This window comes from Fimbriimonadaceae bacterium (genome assembly GCA_019454125.1).
Lineage (GTDB): Bacteria > Armatimonadota > Fimbriimonadia > Fimbriimonadales > Fimbriimonadaceae > JALHNM01.
Genome location: CP075365.1, coordinates 2,307,813 through 2,326,024, shown reverse-complemented (window position 1 = coordinate 2,326,024; position 18,212 = coordinate 2,307,813). Strand labels below are relative to the sequence as shown.

Here is an 18,212-nt window from a genome sequence, read left to right as displayed (position 1 = left end):
GCGTCACGGACGGCCCGGTTCTGGGGAGGTACGATCTTCCGTCTAATGTCGACCGCCCCGACCGCCGAGATGAAGGTGACACGCGAAGACCTGAATACGTGCACCGTGCTGCTTCACGTCGTCTGCTCCCCGAAGCAGGTGGACGAGGGGCTGGGGAAAGCGGCCCGCGGGTTTGCGCAGCGCATCAAAGTCCCCGGGTTCCGTCCCGGCACCGCGCCGCGCTCCGTCATCGAGCGGATGGTCGATCCGAACGATTACCTCAACGCAGCGGTGGACGAGGCGGTGAGGGCTTCCCTCCAGCAGGCGATCGAGGAAAGCGACTTGAAGCCCGACCAGGGCCCGGCCGTCCAGGTGACCAAGTTCGACAAGGACAAGCTGGAACTCGAGTACACGGCCAAGATCCCGTTGCCGCCCGTGGTCGAGCTTGCGGATTACAAGGGCCTTGAGGCGAACCGGCCGAAGGTCGAAGTCACGGAGAAAGAGGTCCAAAGGCAGATCGACGAGCTCCGCCAGCGGAAGGGCAAGGTGGAGGCCGTCACCAGCCGCGGCATCCAAGAGGGCGACAACGCGGTGGTCAACATTCGCATCGGCGATGAGGACAAAGGGCGCAACTTCGTGGTCGTCGCGGGCAAGACTTTCGAGACCCTGGACGCCACGATCATCGGCATGGGGAACGAGGAGATCAAGCACGCCAAGCTCGACTTTCCCGCCAACTTCCAGGAGAAGGACTGGGCCGGGACGAGCCACGACGCAATCGTGACGATCCGCAGCGTCAGCGCCGTCCAGGCGCCCGAGCTCGACGACTCCTTCGCCCAGAGCCTGAAGGCCGACAACGTCGAGGAGCTCCGCGAAAAGATGCGGGAGGGCCTGCTCTCGGCCAAACAGCAGATCAGCCAGGAGATGGTCAATGAGCAGCTGCTCGACCAACTCGTCGAAAAGAGCCAGATTCAAGTGGCCGACAACACCTGGGAGCAGGTCGGCAGCCGTCGCTTGAACGAGATGAACGCGGAGCTCCAGCGCCAAGGCCGGACCTTGGAGGAGCACGCCAAGGCGAACGACTTGACCGTCGAGGAACTCGTCCAGGCCCAGATGAAAGAGGCGAAGCTGCACGTTCTCCGCGCGGTGCTGATCGAGCGGATCTTCCGGGCGGAAGAGATGACGATAAGCCAGCAGGACGTCGACCGCCACTTCCTGCAGATCGCCTCGGAGAACAAGGTGCCGCAGGAACAGCTCCGCCACTTTGCGAAGGAGTACGGGGCGCAGCTTCGCGAGGAGATCGTCTTCAGGGCAATGTACAAGCAGGTGATCGAGTTCTTGAACGAACACGCCAAGATCACGGACGCGCCCGCTTAGGTCGGGCCTTCAGGGAAGACTCCTTTTCCTCTACGGCTGGGCGTTCAGGGTGCCGAAGATTCCACCTGGATGCGGTTTTCGGACGGAGGTCAGTTCATCATGGAAGAGCGGACGGACATCGTTCGCGTGATCAGGGGCATTGTGGAATCGGGGCTCCCGGTCCTTCTCAGCGGCCATCATTTCGGTCGGGAGATCTTGGGCCGCCTCACCCACATCGAGGGCGCCCATCACCGGTTCCGCCCCGATATGAACGAGGAACTGCCGACCGTCCCCCTGCTCACCTCTGCCACCCTGACCGTGAACCTCAACGCAGGGCAGGTCCAGTGGAACGCGCCAGTGCTTTCTAGCCACAACGGGGCTTCGCTCTCGCTGGGCATCCCAGAACGCATCGTCACAGGCCGTTGCCGGGCGTCTTACCGCGTGAGCCCGACCGGGCCGTCCGCGTGCTTGGCGACGGTGGAGCAGGGCGTGAAGGGCGCCGAGGGCCACGTTCTGGACGTCAGCTTTGAGGGAGTCGGGATCCGGCTGCACGGAGCGGTGGCGACGGACTTCGACCAGGGCCAGCCGCTCAAGGTCGTGGTCCGGTTCCAGGATTGCGAGGCCGACATGCTCTGCGGCATTCGTTGGTCGGCGGGCAGCACCCTGGGCCTACAGCTCGTGGACAGCGAAGGCGCGCCCGTCCAGCTCTTCCCCGAGCCTTGGCTGGACATCGTGCGGCGCGTCGCCTATAGCGCCGTCATGTCGCAGCTCGACCGCACGGGTTGAGCCAGGAGCGCACCCGGTGGAATTTCAATCAGTATTTATACCAGCGTCTCCGGACTTCGGTCCAGCCGACAATCAAGGAGTCCCCAGAAGCCGCTTTCGGCGGATCGGGTACTAAGGAAACCAGCGATGAGCACCAAAAGCATGGGAGTTCCGTACGTCATCGAGCAGACTGCGCGTGGAGAGCGTAGCTACGACATCTGGAGCAGGTTGCTCAAAGACCGGATCGTCTTTTTGGGGACGGCGGTCGATGACTACGTGGCGAACCTCATCGTGGCCCAGCTTCTTTTCTTGGAAAAGGAGGACCCCGATAAGGACATCGAGTTCTACATCCACAGTCCGGGAGGCGTCGTGAGCGCCGGGCTTGCCATCTACGACACGATGCAGATGATCAAGCCGGACGTCGCGACCTTCTGCGTGGGCCAAGCGGCCTCTATGGGCGCCGTCCTCCTTGCCGGCGGGAAAAAGGGCAAGCGTTTTGCCTTGAAGAACGCCCGCATCATGATCCACCAGGTTTCGGGCGGCGCCCAAGGCAGCCTCTCGGACATGCAGATCAGCCTCAAAGAGGCCGACCGACTGATGTCGATCTTGGTCGGCATCATGATGGAGGCGACCGGCAAACCGGAAGACCAAGTACGCCGGGATATGGACCGGGATTTCTGGATGAGCGGCGAAGATGCGATGAACTATGGTCTTGTAGATAAAGTTCTGAAGCCGGGCGAGCGATAATAGAGAAAGTAAGGAAGCGGTCAATGGCGAAACCAGACGAGAGACGCGACCGGTGCTGCCTCTGCGGCAAGGCCAAGGAGCAAGTTCCGAAGCTGATCGTCGGCCTCCATGGGGCCGTCTGTTCGGACTGCATCGACCTCTGCAACGACATTCTTCAGAACGAGGGCGGAGCCCCCGGCCGAGAGCCGGCCCGCCGCGATCGTGAAGAAAGGGAGACCCCCCGCCGCCAGGCTGCTGCCGGCACGGGACTCAAGCTTGGCAAGGTGCCGAAGCCGAAGGAAATCGTCGGCTTCCTCGACCAATATGTCATTGGTCAGGACCATGCGAAGCGGGCCCTCTCCGTTGCGGTCTACAACCACTATAAGCGGATCCACGACGTCGACACCGAGGGTGTCGAGCTTCAAAAGTCGAACATCCTGATGGTCGGTCCGACGGGTAGCGGCAAGACGCTGCTGGCCCAGACCTTGGCCCGGATGCTCCACGTGCCGTTCGCCATCGCGGACGCCACCGCCCTCACTGAGGCCGGGTACGTGGGCGAGGACGTCGAGAACATCCTGCTCAAGCTGTTCCAGGCGGCGGAGCAGATGGATTCCCGCAATGCGAAGGAGCTTTGCGAGCGCGGCATCATCTACGTCGACGAGATCGACAAGATCGGCCGCAAGGGCGACAACCCCTCGATCACCCGCGACGTGAGCGGGGAGGGCGTCCAGCAAGCCTTGCTGAAGATCCTGGAAGGGACGCTGGCGAACGTGCCCCCGCAAGGCGGCCGCAAGCACCCCCAGCAGGAGTACCTCCAGCTCGACACCCGCAATATCCTCTTCGTCTGCGGCGGGGCCTTCGAGGGCCTCACCGAGATCATCATGCGCCGCCAGAAGGAGAACGTCATGGGCTTCCGGTCCGAGCCGCAAAGCAAGACCGAGCGGTCGAAGGACGTCCTCCGGGCGCTGAACCCCGAAGACCTCTTGAAGTACGGTCTGATCCCCGAGTTCATCGGGCGTCTCCCCGTTCTGACGACTCTGGACGAGTTGGACGAGGACACCCTCGTGAAGATTCTCACGGAGCCCAAGAACGCGATCCTCAAGCAGTACCAGAAGTTCTTCGAACTTGACGGGGTCAAGCTAGAGATCGAATCGGGCGCGCTCATGGAGATCGCCCAGGAAGCCCTCCGCCGCAAGACCGGCGCCCGGGCCCTCCGCTCGATCATCGAGCAGATCATGCTCGAGGTCATGTACGAAGTTCCGAGCGACGAATCGATCAAGAAGGTGCTCGTGCCGAACGGGGTCATCAGCGGCGGCCGCAAGCCGGTGCTCATGACCGAAGAAATGATCCGACAGGCCAGCTAGGGCCGCTTAGATCCGGCTCACGAGTGGGCAGCAGGGTGGAAACCTTGCTGTCCACCTTTCGTTTTTTACAGTCGAAGTGATACCGGCTGGCAAGAGGCCCGGTTATAAGGGAACCTGATGGCGATGCCAGTTTCCCGTAGGGCGATCCGGTGAATAAAACCTCTGTGCATGGCCGGAACCCCGACCCGGCACAACCTGGCCAAAGGCAATGTATATCCTCAACTGGAACCCTAACGAGCAGCGTATCGAAGCAAGTTTCGGTGGTGTCATCACCGCTGGAGAAGGCGAAGTCTTCTTAGAAGACCTTCGCGACCTCCTGAAGGAGCGACAGGCTACTCGTTTTACCGTCCTTCTCGACCTGGCGACGGCGCGGCAGCTCGACGTCGAAGCCAAGGGGAGCTTCCTGGAAGCTCGCGACGTCTGCCTCTTCGCGGGCGCCGACAGTGTGTACTTTGTCCTTCGCGACGAGATGGAAGCCGCTCGATTGACCGAATCGCGCCTGCAGAGTGTCCTGGAAGGCCGCGAAAGGTACGCCGTCGGGTCACTGGCAGCCTAACGGCCCGGCCGACAGGCTGGGTCTGGAACTGGGCAGACCGAAGTGCCATAATGGAAGTTCGGTCTGCCCGATCGTCTAATGGTAGGACAGCGGTTTCTGGTACCGTCAGTTGGGGTTCGAGTCCCTGTCGGGCAGCCAAACTTCATCGCCCCCAACGTCGCCGCTGGTTGACGCTTCTCACTCCAAGCCGCATGCTCTTGGGCCAAATGCGCTGACGCGCACGGCCACAAGCAGCATATGACTGACCTTGGAGCAAGCGCTCGACTACCGCTGGCCGACGGCCGTTTCTATCAGCTGATGGCCCTGGGGGACAGCCTCACCTCAGGGACCTCGACCACAAGTGGCTGGCGGGGGCCGCTCAAGCGGATCCTCGGCGCCTTGGGGGTGACGAACTGGCGCTTTGTCGGCTCACAGAGCAGCCAACAGGGCTACTTGGGCGACTACGGCCGTGACTGGCAGCACGAGGCCTATGGCGGCGAGACCATCGCCCAGCTGACCTCGCGCGCCGTCACCGCCATCGCCGCCTACAAACCGGACGTGATCGTCGCCCTCATGGGCGCCAACGACAACGACAGCACGGACCCGAACGTCTACAAGGCGCGCTACGACTCCTTCTTCGACGCGGTGTTTGCCCGGTCGAACTGCACGGTGGTCTCGATCCCGCGCACGCAGAGCAAGTCGGGCTCGTCCCTCGCCATGGACGGGGTCGTGGCCGCCGGCCTCTTGGGCTGGCGCCTTTCGGTCCACGCCCAGCGCCAGCAAGCGCGACCGGTGACAGGCTTCGAACCGCACTTCAACCTCCGCGAGCGGTTCACCCAGTACATGTTCCTGGGCGGGGACAACACGCACTTTAACGAGATTGGCTACCACGCGCTGGCCCTCGGGATCGCGGAAGCGCTCGCCGGCCCGTTGCCCGGCCCCGGCTTGCCGGTCGCGCCGGCGCGGGTGACCTCGCTGGCTTCGGACTTGGACGTCGCCGAAGGCGCCCAGGTGGTGAAGGCGGCCGCCGGGGACACGTTCGACGTGACGACCGTCTACGGCAAGACGGTCCGGATCCCGGCCGCCTGGCCGGTCGGCGTCCCGTGGCCTGCGGCTGTGGTCCGACTGCATTCGGCGGACGTCACCGGTTCCGGCGCGATCACCGTGAGCAACTTGGTCGTCAGCACGTATTCCCCCTGCACCAAGTGGTGACCTGAGCGGGTAGAAACGCCGGAATGCGCGTGGCGGGGGCTCTTCGAGACTACGGGGTCGTGGTGGCCCTGGTCGTCTTGGTCATCGTCAACGCGGTGCTGCAACCCGGGCACTTCTTGAGCCCCGAGAACCTGCGAAACCTCCTGAACCAGAACGCCTCCGTCGGCATGATCGCGATCGGCATGACGCTCGTGATCGTCGGCGGGGGCATCGATCTTTCGGTGGGCAGCTTGGCCGCGCTCGCGAGCGTCCTCGGCCTTCACGCCATCAACCGCCTGGTCCCGAATGGGGAAGTGCTGGCGGTCGGGGTCGGGGTCGCGACGGCAGCGCTAGCCGGGGTCGCGGGCGGCGCGATAAACGGGCTTATCGTGAACGTGGGCCGGGTGACGCCCTTCATCGCCACGCTCTGCGGTCTGGTCGGCTACCGCTCGATCGCGCTCGTCCTGGCGGACGGGGGGGAGCTGCGCTCCAGCAGCCAATCGATCCTGCCCGCCCTGGGCCAGGGCGGCCTGCCCGTGCCGTTCTTGCGGGCCTCGTCGGGCAACCCGATCGAGATCACCTGGAACATCATGGTCTTCGTCCTGATCGCGCTTTTCAGCCACTTCCTTTTGGAGCGGACGGTCTTCGGCCGCAATATCGTGGCGGTCGGGGAGAACGAGGAGGCGGCGTACCTTGCGGGTATCGACCCGCGTCGAGTCCGTTTCTGGACGTACGCGCTGCTCGGGTTGTTCGTCGGGATCGCGGGCATCGGGCTGACGGGCCGAATGAACTCCGTCTCCTCCTCCCAGATGGGCGTGCTCTATGAGCTCGACGCGATCGCAGCGGTGGCAATCGGCGGCACGAGCATCGCGGGCGGCCAGGGCCGTGTCTGGGGCACTGTGGCCGGCATCCTCATCCTCGGCATCATTTCGAACATGCTGGTCGGGCTCGGGGTTTCGCCCTACTGGCAGGGCCTTGTGAAGGGCGGCATCATCCTCCTCGCCGTTCTCATCCAGCGACGCACGGCCTAAGTTGGTGCCATGATTCGAAGACGCGCCATGTGGAGAACGCTATTCGCCACCGCAACCGCGACTTTTTCGCTGCTCGCCCTTTCGGGCTGCGGCACTGACGCCTCCGCCGGCCAAAGCACGCCGATGAACTCCCAGAACGAGGGAGGCGCGCCCCCCGCACCCGGAAAGAAGATTCGCATCGGGGTCTCGATCCCGAACGCGACCCACGGCTGGACGGCCGGAGTGATCTATTGGGTCGACCAGGCGAAGAAGGCCTATCCCGATGTGGAGTGGACGGTCGTCCCGGCGGACAAGCCGGAGAAGCAGATCTCCGACATCGAAACTTTGCTGACTAAGGGGGTCGACGGCATGGTGATCCTCGCGACCGAGAGCGCCCCCCTCACCCCCGTCGCGAAGAAGGTGAAGGAGGCCGGCGTCTACCTGGTGAACGTGGACCGCGGGTTCTTGGAACCGGTGGCGGACGTCTTCCTGGAGGGCGACAACGCCGCCTTCGGCCGCAAGGCCGGCGAGTTCATCGGCCAGAAGCTGAACGGGCAAGGAAAGATCATCGTCCTGGAGGGCATGCCGAGCACGGTCAACACGGCCCGGAACGGGGCCTTCCGCGAGGCTTTGAAGGCCTTCCCAGGCGTGCAGATCCTCGACTCGCAACCTGGCGAATGGAACCGGCAGAAGTCTTACGAGACCCTGCAAACCTTGCTGACCAAGCACTCGCAGGTGGACGCCGTCTGGGCGGCTGACGACGACATGGCCCTAGGCGCCGAGCAGGCCCTGAAGGAAGCGGGCCGCAGCAACGTTTGGATCGTCGGCGGCGGTGGCATGAAAGATGTTGTGAAGAGGGTGATGGACAACGACAAGGTGATGCCGGCGACGGTTACCTATCCGCCCTCGATGGTCGCGACAGGCATGTTCATCTGTGCGAGCGCCCTGCGGGCGGGCCCGGCCCAGGTTCGGCCGTATGTCCCCCGCCACCTCCTCATCGACGTCCAACTGGTAACGCCGGAGAACGCGAAGGAGTTCTACTTCCCCGACTCGGTCTATTGATGCGCAAGCGCGGCTTCACCCTTATCGAGCTCCTGGTCGTTATCGCGATCATCGCGATCCTGGCCGCCATCCTTTTCCCGGTCTTTGCCCGGGCGAAGGAGGCGGCCAAGGCGACGACCTGTGGCTCGAACCTGCGGCAGATGGGGATCGGCTTCCAGATGTACATGTCCGACTCCGACGACACCTACCCCCTGGCCGCATATTCGACCGACACGGGGTTCTTGCTCTGGCACGACCTTGTCGACCCTTACGTGAAGAACAAGGACGTCTGGCTTTGCCCGACGAGCACGGTGAAGACGAAGGACGCGAACGGGACGCCGACCTCGCACTTCGGCTACAACGTCCTCTATCTGACCAACATCGAGATGGACTTCTCTAACGCCGACGGGCACATTGCGGTGCCTGCCTCGGCGGTGGAATCGCCGAGCCTCACGGTCGTGCTCTCGACCGCCCGCGCGAGCAAGACCAAGAGCTGGTGCGGGGACGACGGCAAGCTCCTGCTACCGCCGAGCAAGCCGGACGCCGATTGCTGGGGGCGCCCCGACCCGAACGCGGTGGAGCACGCCGTCATCGAATGGGCCGACACCCACATCTCGCGGAAGAAGATGTCGGCCTTCTATGAGAACCAGGCCCCTAAAGACCGGTTCTTCGACTTGCTGGACAACTAACGCGCGAATCAGAAGTTCGCGCCTTCGTCGATCCATTTCGCGATGAGCGCGATGTCGGCGTCGCTCAGCGGTGCAGACCGCTTCGGCATGCGTTGCTTTCCACCTTCGCCCTTGATCCGCATCACCAAGAGGCTCTCCTTGGACTTGCCCGGCACAAAGAGCTTGCCAGAACGGCCGCCCTTCTTGATGGAACCCGTGCTGTCGAGGGCGAGCCCCCCGTCCGCGTCGTTCGCGGAGTGGCAACGGTAGCAGTTCTTTGCGAGGATCGGCTTGACCTGGGTGGAGAAGTTGACTTTAGGCTCCGAAGGCTCAAGGGCGGGAGCTTTGGCCATGAGGCCGAGGGCGAGGACGGCGAGGCTGGCTGTAACAAGCGCGGGGCGCATACCGCTATTAAGTATGCCTATCGGAGCGGTTTGGTCACCCGAAAGTGGGAGGGGGGACGAAAAAAACTCGGCTCCCCCTCGGCGATTCTGCCTAAAGGGGGAGCCGCTACCCGCCGTCAGAGGCGCTTGATGCGCAGGTTGCGATAGGCGACCGGGTCGCCATGGTCCTGCAGGACGATATGGCCCGCGCGGTTCTTTGCGAAGTCCGGCATCGAACCGAACTTGCTCGCCTTCACTTTGGCTTCCCAGTCCGGCGCGGCGGTGTCGTATTCCAGCACCTTGACGCCGTTGAGCCAGTGTTCGACCTTTCCTCCGCGCGCCACGATCCGGCCCTCGTTCCAAACGCCCGCCGGCCGCACGACCTTCTTGCCTCGCGCGACCAGGCCGTAGAGCGAGGCTGCGCTGGTCAGGGGATCCTTGCCGTCCGCGTGTTTGGCGTCGTCCAGCACTTGGTATTCGGGTCCGGTCTCCCAGGGGTACGGCTTGTCCTCGGAAACCCGATAGATCACGCCGCTGTTGCCCCCGCTCGTCACCCGCCAATCGAAGCGGAAGTCGAAGTCGCCGAACGACTCCTTTGTGGCGAGGTCGCCGCCGGGCAGGCCCGGGGTGAACGTCACCGCTCCGTCGAGAGCGGCCCATGCGACGGGGGTCTCCTTGTTGCCATAGCCGCGCCAGCCGTCGAGGCTCTCGCCGTTGAAGAGCGAGACAAAGCCGGCCGACCTCTCATTCTTCGTGAGGGCGTTGACGCTCGGCCGTGCGTCCGACCCGATCGAGGCTGTGACGACCTTGCCCTTCGGGATGCGGTTCATCGTGTACCAGGCTTCGGTGGACCAGAGGCTGCGCCCCGACTGGCTCGGCAGGGAGCTGTCGAGCCGAACGTGGACGACGTAGCCGGGCTTGATCCCCGCCACCACGAGGCGGGCGCTGCGACGGTCCTGGCTCACCTGGACGCCCTTGACTTCGAGCTGGGCGAGGCCCATCTTCGGGCCGCCATAGGTCGCGGTCGGCTTGTAGTACCACTGCTCGACTCGGTAGGTCGCAGGATCTTGGCCCGCGCCTGCGGCGAGCGGCTCCGTGAATTCGATCTCCAGACCGTTCGTCATCGCGCGGACGGCTAGCATCTCAAACGTGGGTGCGCCGGTGTACTTCCAGCGCTGCAGGCCGTAAAGAAGCTTGCCTTCCTGGCCCCAGTTGCCGGTCGAACCGACTCCGCCGATGTAGAGCGCGCCGTCCGGCCCCCAAGCGATGCGGTTGACGCCCGCCTCCAACCCCTGGGTCATGCGGAAGACGCATCCCTGGAGCTGGCCGTCCACGTTCTCGACAAAGACGCGCTTGAGGCCGCCGTGGGTGACATCGCCGTGGATCATCTGGCCTCGATAGGGGCCGTCGTTCAGCGGCGCAGGCTGGCTGGGGGAGTTGCCGATCTCGCCTTGCGGGAGCCAGACGACCGGCGGAGTCTCGGGTGTGTTCGCCTTCGCCACCGGCTCGACCGAGCGGTTGCCGTAGAACGCGCCTTGCTTCACGAAGACCAGCTTGGAACTGGGCAGCCAGTCGCCCTGGTTGTCCGTGACGTAGACGCCGTTGAACGAGCCCATGCCGATGCCGTTCGGAGTCCGGAGACCGGCCGCGACGAACTGGAACGCGCCCGTCTTGTCGTTGATCTTCACCACGCGTCCCCTGTCGTGCTCTTGGGGCTGGGTGCTGCGGCCACCCGGGTTGATCGCGGTGGCGAGCGTGGCCCAGAAGTGGTGGTCGTGGTGGACGAGTCCGAAGGCGAACTCATGGAAGTTCGCAGTGACGCCCCAACCATTGGCGAGGGCGTAGTACTGGTCGATGGCGCCGTCGCCGTCGGTGTCGACGAGCTTGGTCAGCTCCTGTTTTTGTAGGACGTAGATCGCGCCGTTTACGACCTTGAGGCCGAGGGGTTCGGCGAGGCCGGCCGCGATCCGTTTGACCTTGATCTTCGCGGGGTCGCCGCTCTGATAGTTGCTCACGACGTAGACGCCGCCGTCCGGCTCCCACGCGCAGACCACCATGCGGCCGTCCGGCAGAAAGTCAATGCCGCCGACCTTCACGTGCCAGGCGTCGGGGCGAGCTTGGGTGAGCTTGTAGGACGGGTGGACGCCTTCGAGCGGACGACCGTCGCCCGGCTTCGACCAGTCGATCGTGCCGAGCACCATCTTGTCCCCCGGGCTGGTGACGTGGACCTCGCCCCTCTGGGTCTCCAGGGCCTCGGTCGGCACGACCGAGAACTCCTTGTCGCCAGGCTTCCTCCACTCCAGCTTGAGGGTGGCGCCCCCTTCGTTCTCAAAGTGGTGGATGGCGATGGGGTGCGATCCGGCGCTGAGGGTGGCTTCGCCGACCGCGCCCTCGGCTCCGTGGAGCCCATCGTGGTCGACCACCAGCTTGCCCCCGATGTAAAGGGTCGAGCCGTCGTCCGACGTCAGTTGGAACTCGTACTTGCCCGAGCTCGGAATCTTGATGAACCCAGACAGCTCGCAGTAGAACTTGTCCTCGGAGGAGGCGCCGAAACTTTCCGTCCCTTCGAAGTCCACCTGCGGGACGGTCCGCGAGACGTTGGGGGTCTGGTTTGGCACCAAGCGAGGGAGCTGCGACATGCTCTTGTTCACCTGGTAGATGCGCATCGCGAGACCGGGCTCGCGGGGCTGCTGCTCCTGTTGCGCAGACGCCCCGCCCTCGATCCCGGGGTTGACCGAGGCGCGGTACGCCATCTGCGGGTTGAAGTAGGTCGTGACGTAGGCGAGCCCGTCCTTGGAAAAGGTCGCGGTCACGGGCTCGTCCTTCGAAAGGGTCGCGCCCGAGACCACGGTCTCCGCTTCCTTCGCGCCCGGGATCACCACGCCAAGCTTGAATCCGGTGGGCAAGCCGGTGACGCGGAACCGCCGCTCGAGGCCCGGCTTACCGTTCTTCGTGACGAACTCAGGGCCGTCGGAGACCTTCACGGTCCGGCCGGGTCCGAGGTCGATCTCGTAGTCCAGGTGGACATGGCCGTTTACAAACCGGTAGCCGCGGAACCGCGGATGGACGGTGTGGCCCTTGCCTTGGGCCGAGTACGTCCAAGCGGGCATGCCGGGGTCCCATTCCGCATAGGCGGAGCCTTCGCTGGTCGGTTGGGGGCCGTGGACGGTCGTGTAGACCGCGCCGTCGAATTTGACCCCGCCCTTCCAAGCCTTGTAGAGGCCGCAGTTGGTCGCGTCGTAGGCGACCCATAGGTCGTCGCTGAGGCCGATCGTGACCATGCGCGCGTGCTTGTCCAGCACCGAGCGGAAGACCCAGATGTCGCGAGGGCGCATTTTGCCTGCGCGCAACGGGTCCGTCGCGATCGTGGAGTAACCGACGTCTTTTGCCGCGGGGGCAGGAGTTTGCCCGACGCACGCAGCGTAAAGGGCGAGTGAGAGCATCGCCCCGAATTCTCCCATACCGGTGACGGAATATGTTGCCTATCGGCGCGCAAAGAACGGGCGGCGGTCGCTGTGCCGAACCTCCAGCACGGACTCGCCGGTCGTGACAAAAATGCGCGAGTCCTCGTCACGGTCGACGTTGAACCCTCCCGTGAAGGGGCCGAAGGCGGGCAGGACCAGGCACCCGCCGACCTGCCAAAAACAGGGCAGCCGGTGCGAGACCCCTCCCTGCTCGAGCCGAAAACAGGGATGGACGTGGCCCGCGAGGGCGAGCGCCTCCCGGGATGGGCAGTCGTCCGGGCGGTGGAAGAGCAGGAACGGGCCGAACTGGCTCCCGGCAGGCACGATCTCGAGCGCCAGGCTTTGGGCCAGCGCGTGGAACCGGCGATCGTGGTTCCCGGGCACAAGCCAAAACTCGAGGTCGCGGCGCGCAGCCCGCCAGGCTTCGAAGGGCCGAGCGGTCGCCTCCGCATGGACCCGCTCGTCGTGCCAAAGGTCGCCGAGCACCACGACCCGATCCGCGCTCAATCGGTCGACCAGCGCGCCGATCCGCTCCAGCCCTTCTTCAGTCGGCCCCTCGGGCACGGGGCACCCACCTTCGCGAAACGTGACCGTCTTGCCAAGGTGGACGTCCGCGACGAAGAGCGTCGCCTCAGACGCCCAGAACGCGCCCCCTTCCGGGCACAGCCAGAGGCCCTGCTCGATCTGAAGGTCGCTCACCCGGCCGCCTGCTCCAAGGCTTCTACCATCCTGCGGATTCTATCGTCCATGGACTCGCTGCCGATGGTCTCGCGCAGGCGGTCCACCAAGATCGGGAACGCGAAGGGCGTGGGCCGGGGCGGCTCCGTCCGCACGATGCGTGCCTTCGCGAGCCGTCGAAGGCAGTCGGCCATGCGCGACTCTTCCAGATTTTTCTCCAAGACTTCGTTGCGCGCTTGGCGCAGGAGCGGGTGCCGAGGGTCGTACTTCTCGAAGACGTCGTAGAGCAGGCCGCTGGAAACCTGCAGCTGGCGCACGGACTTCTGCTTTCCCGGCGTGGACTGGAGCACAAGTCCGCTGACCCGCGCGATCTCGCGGAACTGCCGCCGCGCCATCTCGCTGGAGTTCAGGCTCGCCAGTGCGTCCTCGGCCAGGTTGCGGATCGCGAAGAGGCCGTCCTCGACCGCCGCAAAAAAGTCCACCGGCCATGGGGCGAGCATCTCGAACCCGTAGTCGTTGCAGGCGAGGGAGAAGGTGGTGGAGCGGTCGCGCGACATGCGGTAGGCGAAGAGCGCGGCCAGCCCCTCGTGGACGAGCCGCCCCTCGAAAGGGAAGACAAAAGTGTGGCAACCCTCGCGTGTCTGCACCTGCTCGACAAGCAGTTCGTTCATGCCGGGGATCGCGGACCACTTCGACTGCAGTTCCAGCATCGGCCGCCCGAGGGCCATTTCGGGCCCGGCGTAAGTGCCGTCCTTCGCGTCCTGCAAGATCTCGCGGGCAGACTGGGCGAGCTCGGAAGAAAGCGGCAACCGTCCCCCCGCCCATCGCGGCACGACTCCTTTTGTGGACTTTGCCCGCCGAACCAAGCACGTCATATCCCGCACGGCCACAAACTCCAGCGCGCGGCCCGCGAAGACAAACCTGTCCCCTTTGCGTAACCTTGAGACGAACGCCTCCTCGACGCTCCCGAGCCGCCCTCCGCCGACGAACTGCACGTTCATCGCGGCGTCGCTCACGATCGTGCCGATGTTCATGCGGTGGCGCTGCGCGATCCGCCGGTTCTCGACCGTGTAGAAGCCGTCTTCCTCGTGGACCTTGCGGTAATCGGGATAGGCGGCGAGGGTCGGCCCACCGCGCGTCACGAACGCCAGCGCCCACTCCCAGTCCTCGCGGGCAAGCTGGGCATAGGCGGCCGTGGACCGCACCTCTTCAAAGAGGTCGTCGCCGTCGAACCCGCCGCCGATGGCGACGGTCACCAGGTGCTGCGCCAGCACGTCGAGCGGCTCCCGGTGATAGGCGCGCTTTTCGATACGGTTTTGGGCCGCGGCGACGCGGACCGCCGCGACGTCGATGAGCTCCATGGCGTGGGTCGGGACGCAGGTGACGCGGCTTGCCGCCCCCGGCTGGTGCCCGCTGCGCCCAGCGCGCTGGAGAAGGCGGGCCACACCCTTCGGGCTACCCACCTGGAAGACACGCTCCACCGGGCTGAAGTCGACCCCGAGGTCGAGGCTGCTCGTGGCGACGACGGCGCGCAGCGCCCCATCCTTCAGGCCCTGTTCCACCGCGCGCCGCTCCTCCAGGTCGAGCGAGCCGTGGTGGAGACCGACGACCTCCTCCCACTCCGGCCTGAAGGCGAGGATCGCGCCATACCAAATCTCCGCTTGGGCGCGGGTGTTGGTGAAGACGAGCGAGCTCGGCGAGTGGTCCAGTTCGTGGACGACCCGCTCTATCATCCGCTGCCCCATATGCCCCGCCCAAGGGAACCGTTCGACCGACTCTGGGAGGAGGGAATCGACCGTAACTCGCTTCGCGGTCTCACCTTGGACGAGCGCAAAGGGCTCGCCAGGGTGCAGGACCTTGGCTGCCTCTTCGGTGTTCCCGAGGGTCGCGGAGAGGCCCCAGACGCGCAGGCCCCTGTTCCAGCGTCGGAGCCGCGCCAGGGCTAGTTCGGTCTGGACCCCCCGCTTGGTGCCGAGAAGCTCGTGCCACTCATCGATAACGACGAGCCGCAAGTGCCCGAGCAGGTCGCGGCCGTCTTTGGCGGCCAGCAACAGGGAGAGCGATTCAGGTGTGGTGACGAGTGCGTTCGGCGGGTTGCGGGTCTGTCGTTGCTTGGCGGTCGGGCTTGTGTCGCCGGTGCGCGCCTCGATCCGCCACTGGGCGAGGCCGAGCCCATCCAGCGGCTCTTGGAGGGCGGCAAGGGTGTCTGCGGCGAGGGCTCGGAGGGGCGTCAGCCACAGAGCGACGGGACCCCGCGCGGGTTCCCGCCCGGCCGCCTCCTCGGCGAGAATCCCCATCCAGACGCCGAGCGTCTTCCCGGAGCCCGTGCTGGAATGCAGCAGTCCGCTCGCGCCCGCCAGATAGGCCTGCCACACTTCGCGCTGAAACGGGGCGGGCGTCCAGCCCCTGCGCGCGAACCAGTCTTCGATGCGGTCGAGAGGTTGGTTCACTGCGCCTTCTGCTCGACCAGCCTTCTCACCGTCTCGACGGTATCGGCGTCCTGAGGTTTCTTATCCTTTCGCCAGCGATTGATGCGGGGAAAGCGCACGGCGAGGCCGCTCTTATGGCGTTTTGAAACCTGCACTCCTTCGAAGGCGAGCTCGAAGACGAGCTCGGGCCTTACGCTTCGGACGGGGCCGAACTTTTCCTGTGTGTTCTTGCGGACGAACGCGTCCACTTCGCGAATCTCTTTATCGTCGAGTCCGGAATAGGCTTTGGCGAAGGGGACGAGGTTCTCCCCGTCCCAAATCGCAAACGTGTAATCGGTGTAAAGGCTCGCCCTCTTACCGTTCCCGCGCTGGGCGGTGACGAGGACGGCGTCGACGACAAAGGGGTCCACTTTCCACTTCCACCAGACCCCGGTCTTGCGCCCGGTGGTGTAAGGCGCCATCCTGGACTTTATCATCAACCCCTCCGCTCCCCGGGTGCCCGCGGCCTCGCGGACGGCAGCAAGCTCCCCCGATCCCTTCACTTCGATCGACGGGGAAAGGCGCAGGCCTTCGTGGTTGATAGCGGTGATCATCACCTCCAACTCTTGGCGCCGAAACTCTGTGGGCTTCTCGCGGATATCCACCGAGTTCAATTCAAGCAAGTCGAATGCAAGGAGCGAGCAGGGAACTTCGCTAAGAAGTTTCTTTCCGGGCGATTTACGCCCTAATCGACGCTGAAGGTCTTGGAACGGACGCGGTCTGCCTTCTGACCACACCAAGATCTCGCCGTCTATGACGGTCCCGTCTGGAAGCCAACTCCCGATCTCCACAATGTCTGGAAAGGTCTCGATCAGGACCTCCTCACCTCGCGACCACAAGAAGGTCTGCCCCTCCCGCCGAATGAGTTGGCAGCGGATGCCGTCCCACTTCCACTCCACAAGCCAGTCGGCCAAGTCCCGAAGGTCCGACTCCGGGGCGGTCAAGGCATGGGCCAGGCAGAAGGGGTAGGGGCGGCTCACGTCTGCGCGGCCATCGTCCGCCGCCGCCAAGGCGCGGAAGAACTCGGGGGTGGGGGCCCATTCGCCCATGAGGCGATGGGAGAGGACGGTCCTCGCCACTCCGGTCGCTTCTGAGAGACCCCGGACCACGAGTTCTTGCGAGACGCCGACCCGGAAGGACCCGGTCACAAGCTTATTGAAGAGGAACCGGCCGGTTCCTGAGAGGCTGTACCAGGAGTCGAGCAGGGACGCGCGCCGGTCTGCTTCGTCGAGGTCGCGCAAGCGTCGCACACGGCTCTCGACCCACCAGGCGAGCCCATGGTCGGATCCGGTCGCTTCCTTCGTCGGAACGACCTTGCTCATTGTCTCCGCCATGTCCGCGACCGCGTCGTAGCACTCCTGGAACAGCCAGTCCGGCAGCCGCGCCTCCTCCTGCGCCCACGTCCGGAGGAGCGTCCGGTTGACGGGACTCGGCAGCCTTCGGCCCGATAGGAAGAAGACCGCCCAGGCGGCGTCCTCGGGCGGGGCTTCGCGGAAGTATTCGGCCAGGGCACGGACTTTCTCGGTGGTGCGCGTGGTCGAGTCCAATCGCTCGAAGAGCCGGGCGAAGGCCCTCACTCGGCGTCCTCCTCTTCCTCGCCGAACTGGGTCTCGAGCGGCCTCGCGTCGCGCCCGGTCTCGCAGAGGTAACGCGCGACCTGGTGGGCGTAGCCGTGGGTGGTCCACACCGTCTCCGCCCCCGTTTCACGAATCGCGGCGAGCAAAGACCCCCAATCCACGTGGTCGCTCAGAACGAAGCCCTGGTCCACAGAGCGGCGACGCCGAACGCCGCGGATCGCCATCCAGCCGCTCGCGAAGGCCGTGGAGACGTCGCCGAACTTGCGGGTCCAAGGCGTGCCGACCGCGCTCGGTGGGGCCACCACGAGAGCCCCCGACCACTCTTTGCCCTTTTCCGCCTCGGCCACGGGGAGCCACTCGGGCAGGGCGACTCCCGCCGCCGCACAGGCCCGGTTCATATTCGCCACCGCCCCGTGCACGTAGATCGGGCCGATGCCGGGGTCGACCCCGGCCAACAGTCGCTGGGCTTTGCCGAGCGAGTATCCGCTGAGCAGGGAAGTGCGCCCGGCGGCCGCGTTCTCTTGCCACCAGCGATTGATCTGGCCGAAAACGTCCTCTTGCCGGGGCCACTGGTAGATGGGCAGGCCGAAGGTGGTCTCGGTCACGAAGCCGTGGCACTTCACCGGTCCCCAAGGTTCGCACGTCTGGTCGGGCTCGCACTTATAGTCGCCGCTGACGACCCAAACCTCGCCGCGCACTTCGACCCGCACTTGGGCGGAGCCGACGATGTGGCCGGCGGGGTGGAGCGAGACGCTCGCGCCGCCGATGCCCAAGGATTCGCCATAGGGAAGGGCGGTCGCACTTGGCTCGTCGCCCAGCCGCGCCCTGAGCAAGGGCAAGGTTTTTTCGCTGCAAAGGTAACTGCCCATGCCCCAGCGCATGTGGTCCGAGTGGGCGTGGGTGACGATGGCGCGCGCGACAGGACGCCAAGGGTCGATGTAGAAGTCGCCCGCCGGGCAGTAGAGACCCTCCGGTCTAAGTTGCAGGACGGGGCCGGACACTATGAATGT

15 protein-coding genes and 1 tRNA gene are annotated in these 18,212 nt (G+C 65.0%); 10 read left to right on the top strand and 6 right to left on the bottom strand.

All coding sequences use genetic code 11. From position 1 onward, the window contains the following. Positions 1-45 precede the first annotated feature (45 nt). The 10 genes from tig to KF733_11325 all read left to right on the top strand — a co-directional run bounded on the left by tig (position 46) and on the right by KF733_11325 (position 8,653). A complete protein-coding gene (gene tig, locus KF733_11370; GenBank protein QYK55598.1) occupies positions 46-1,353 on the top strand; it encodes a trigger factor in 1,308 nt (435 codons plus the stop codon). A gap of 69 nt (positions 1,354-1,422) precedes the next feature. Further along, positions 1,423-2,118: a PilZ domain-containing protein gene (locus KF733_11365; GenBank protein ID QYK55597.1), complete on the top strand. Its 696-nt coding sequence runs from the start codon at positions 1,423-1,425 to the stop codon at positions 2,116-2,118. Between the two features lie 141 nt (positions 2,119-2,259). After that, positions 2,260-2,844 carry an ATP-dependent Clp protease proteolytic subunit gene (locus tag KF733_11360; protein QYK57168.1) on the top strand — a complete coding sequence of 195 codons (585 nt, stop codon included), beginning with the start codon at positions 2,260-2,262 and terminating at the stop codon, positions 2,842-2,844. Between the two features lie 23 nt (positions 2,845-2,867). Next, complete coding sequence (gene clpX / locus KF733_11355) at positions 2,868-4,187, top strand: ATP-dependent Clp protease ATP-binding subunit ClpX (protein QYK55596.1); 1,320 nt, start codon at positions 2,868-2,870, stop codon at positions 4,185-4,187. A gap of 208 nt (positions 4,188-4,395) precedes the next feature. Beyond that, positions 4,396-4,743 carry a hypothetical protein gene (locus tag KF733_11350; GenBank protein ID QYK55595.1) on the top strand — a complete coding sequence of 116 codons (348 nt, stop codon included), beginning with the start codon at positions 4,396-4,398 and terminating at the stop codon, positions 4,741-4,743. Between the two features lie 64 nt (positions 4,744-4,807). Next, positions 4,808-4,881: transfer RNA gene (locus KF733_11345), tRNA-Gln, on the top strand. Between the two features lie 99 nt (positions 4,882-4,980). Continuing rightward, positions 4,981-5,934, top strand: coding sequence for a hypothetical protein (locus tag KF733_11340; protein QYK55594.1), 954 nt, complete (start codon positions 4,981-4,983; stop codon positions 5,932-5,934). Between the two features lie 23 nt (positions 5,935-5,957). Beyond that, the gene (locus tag KF733_11335; protein QYK55593.1) at positions 5,958-6,944 is read left to right on the top strand and encodes an ABC transporter permease; all 987 of its coding nucleotides are present in this window, start codon (positions 5,958-5,960) and stop codon (positions 6,942-6,944) included. Between the two features lie 27 nt (positions 6,945-6,971). Next, complete coding sequence (locus KF733_11330; GenBank protein QYK55592.1) at positions 6,972-7,985, top strand: ABC transporter substrate-binding protein; 1,014 nt, start codon at positions 6,972-6,974, stop codon at positions 7,983-7,985. After that, on the top strand, positions 7,985-8,653 hold the full coding sequence (locus KF733_11325; GenBank protein QYK57167.1) for a prepilin-type N-terminal cleavage/methylation domain-containing protein: 669 nt from the start codon (positions 7,985-7,987) through the stop codon (positions 8,651-8,653). Before KF733_11330 ends, KF733_11325 begins: the two co-directional genes overlap by 1 nt. Before the next feature lie 8 nt (positions 8,654-8,661). Here KF733_11325 and KF733_11320 read toward each other — a convergent pair whose 3' ends face one another. From KF733_11320 to KF733_11295, 6 genes are all read right to left on the bottom strand, one after another. Further along, positions 8,662-9,036, bottom strand: a complete 375-nt coding sequence (locus KF733_11320) for a hypothetical protein (protein QYK55591.1) — start codon at positions 9,034-9,036, stop codon at positions 8,662-8,664. Positions 9,037-9,152: 116 nt separating this feature from the next. Next, the gene (locus tag KF733_11315; protein ID QYK55590.1) at positions 9,153-12,458 is read right to left on the bottom strand and encodes a DUF1080 domain-containing protein; all 3,306 of its coding nucleotides are present in this window, start codon (positions 12,456-12,458) and stop codon (positions 9,153-9,155) included. Between the two features lie 39 nt (positions 12,459-12,497). Further along, the gene (gene pdeM, locus KF733_11310) at positions 12,498-13,178 is read right to left on the bottom strand and encodes a ligase-associated DNA damage response endonuclease PdeM (protein ID QYK55589.1); all 681 of its coding nucleotides are present in this window, start codon (positions 13,176-13,178) and stop codon (positions 12,498-12,500) included. Next, entirely contained in the window at positions 13,175-15,607 is a 2,433-nt protein-coding gene (locus KF733_11305; protein ID QYK55588.1) for a ligase-associated DNA damage response DEXH box helicase, read from the bottom strand. The genes pdeM and KF733_11305 overlap by 4 nt, the downstream gene beginning before the upstream one ends. Beyond that, on the bottom strand, positions 15,604-17,202 hold the full coding sequence (locus KF733_11300) for an ATP-dependent DNA ligase (protein ID QYK55587.1): 1,599 nt from the start codon (positions 17,200-17,202) through the stop codon (positions 15,604-15,606). The genes KF733_11305 and KF733_11300 overlap by 4 nt, the downstream gene beginning before the upstream one ends. Further along, positions 17,199-18,203, bottom strand: a complete 1,005-nt coding sequence (locus KF733_11295; GenBank protein ID QYK55586.1) for a ligase-associated DNA damage response exonuclease — start codon at positions 18,201-18,203, stop codon at positions 17,199-17,201. The genes KF733_11300 and KF733_11295 overlap by 4 nt, the downstream gene beginning before the upstream one ends. Positions 18,204-18,212: the final 9 nt, after the last annotated feature.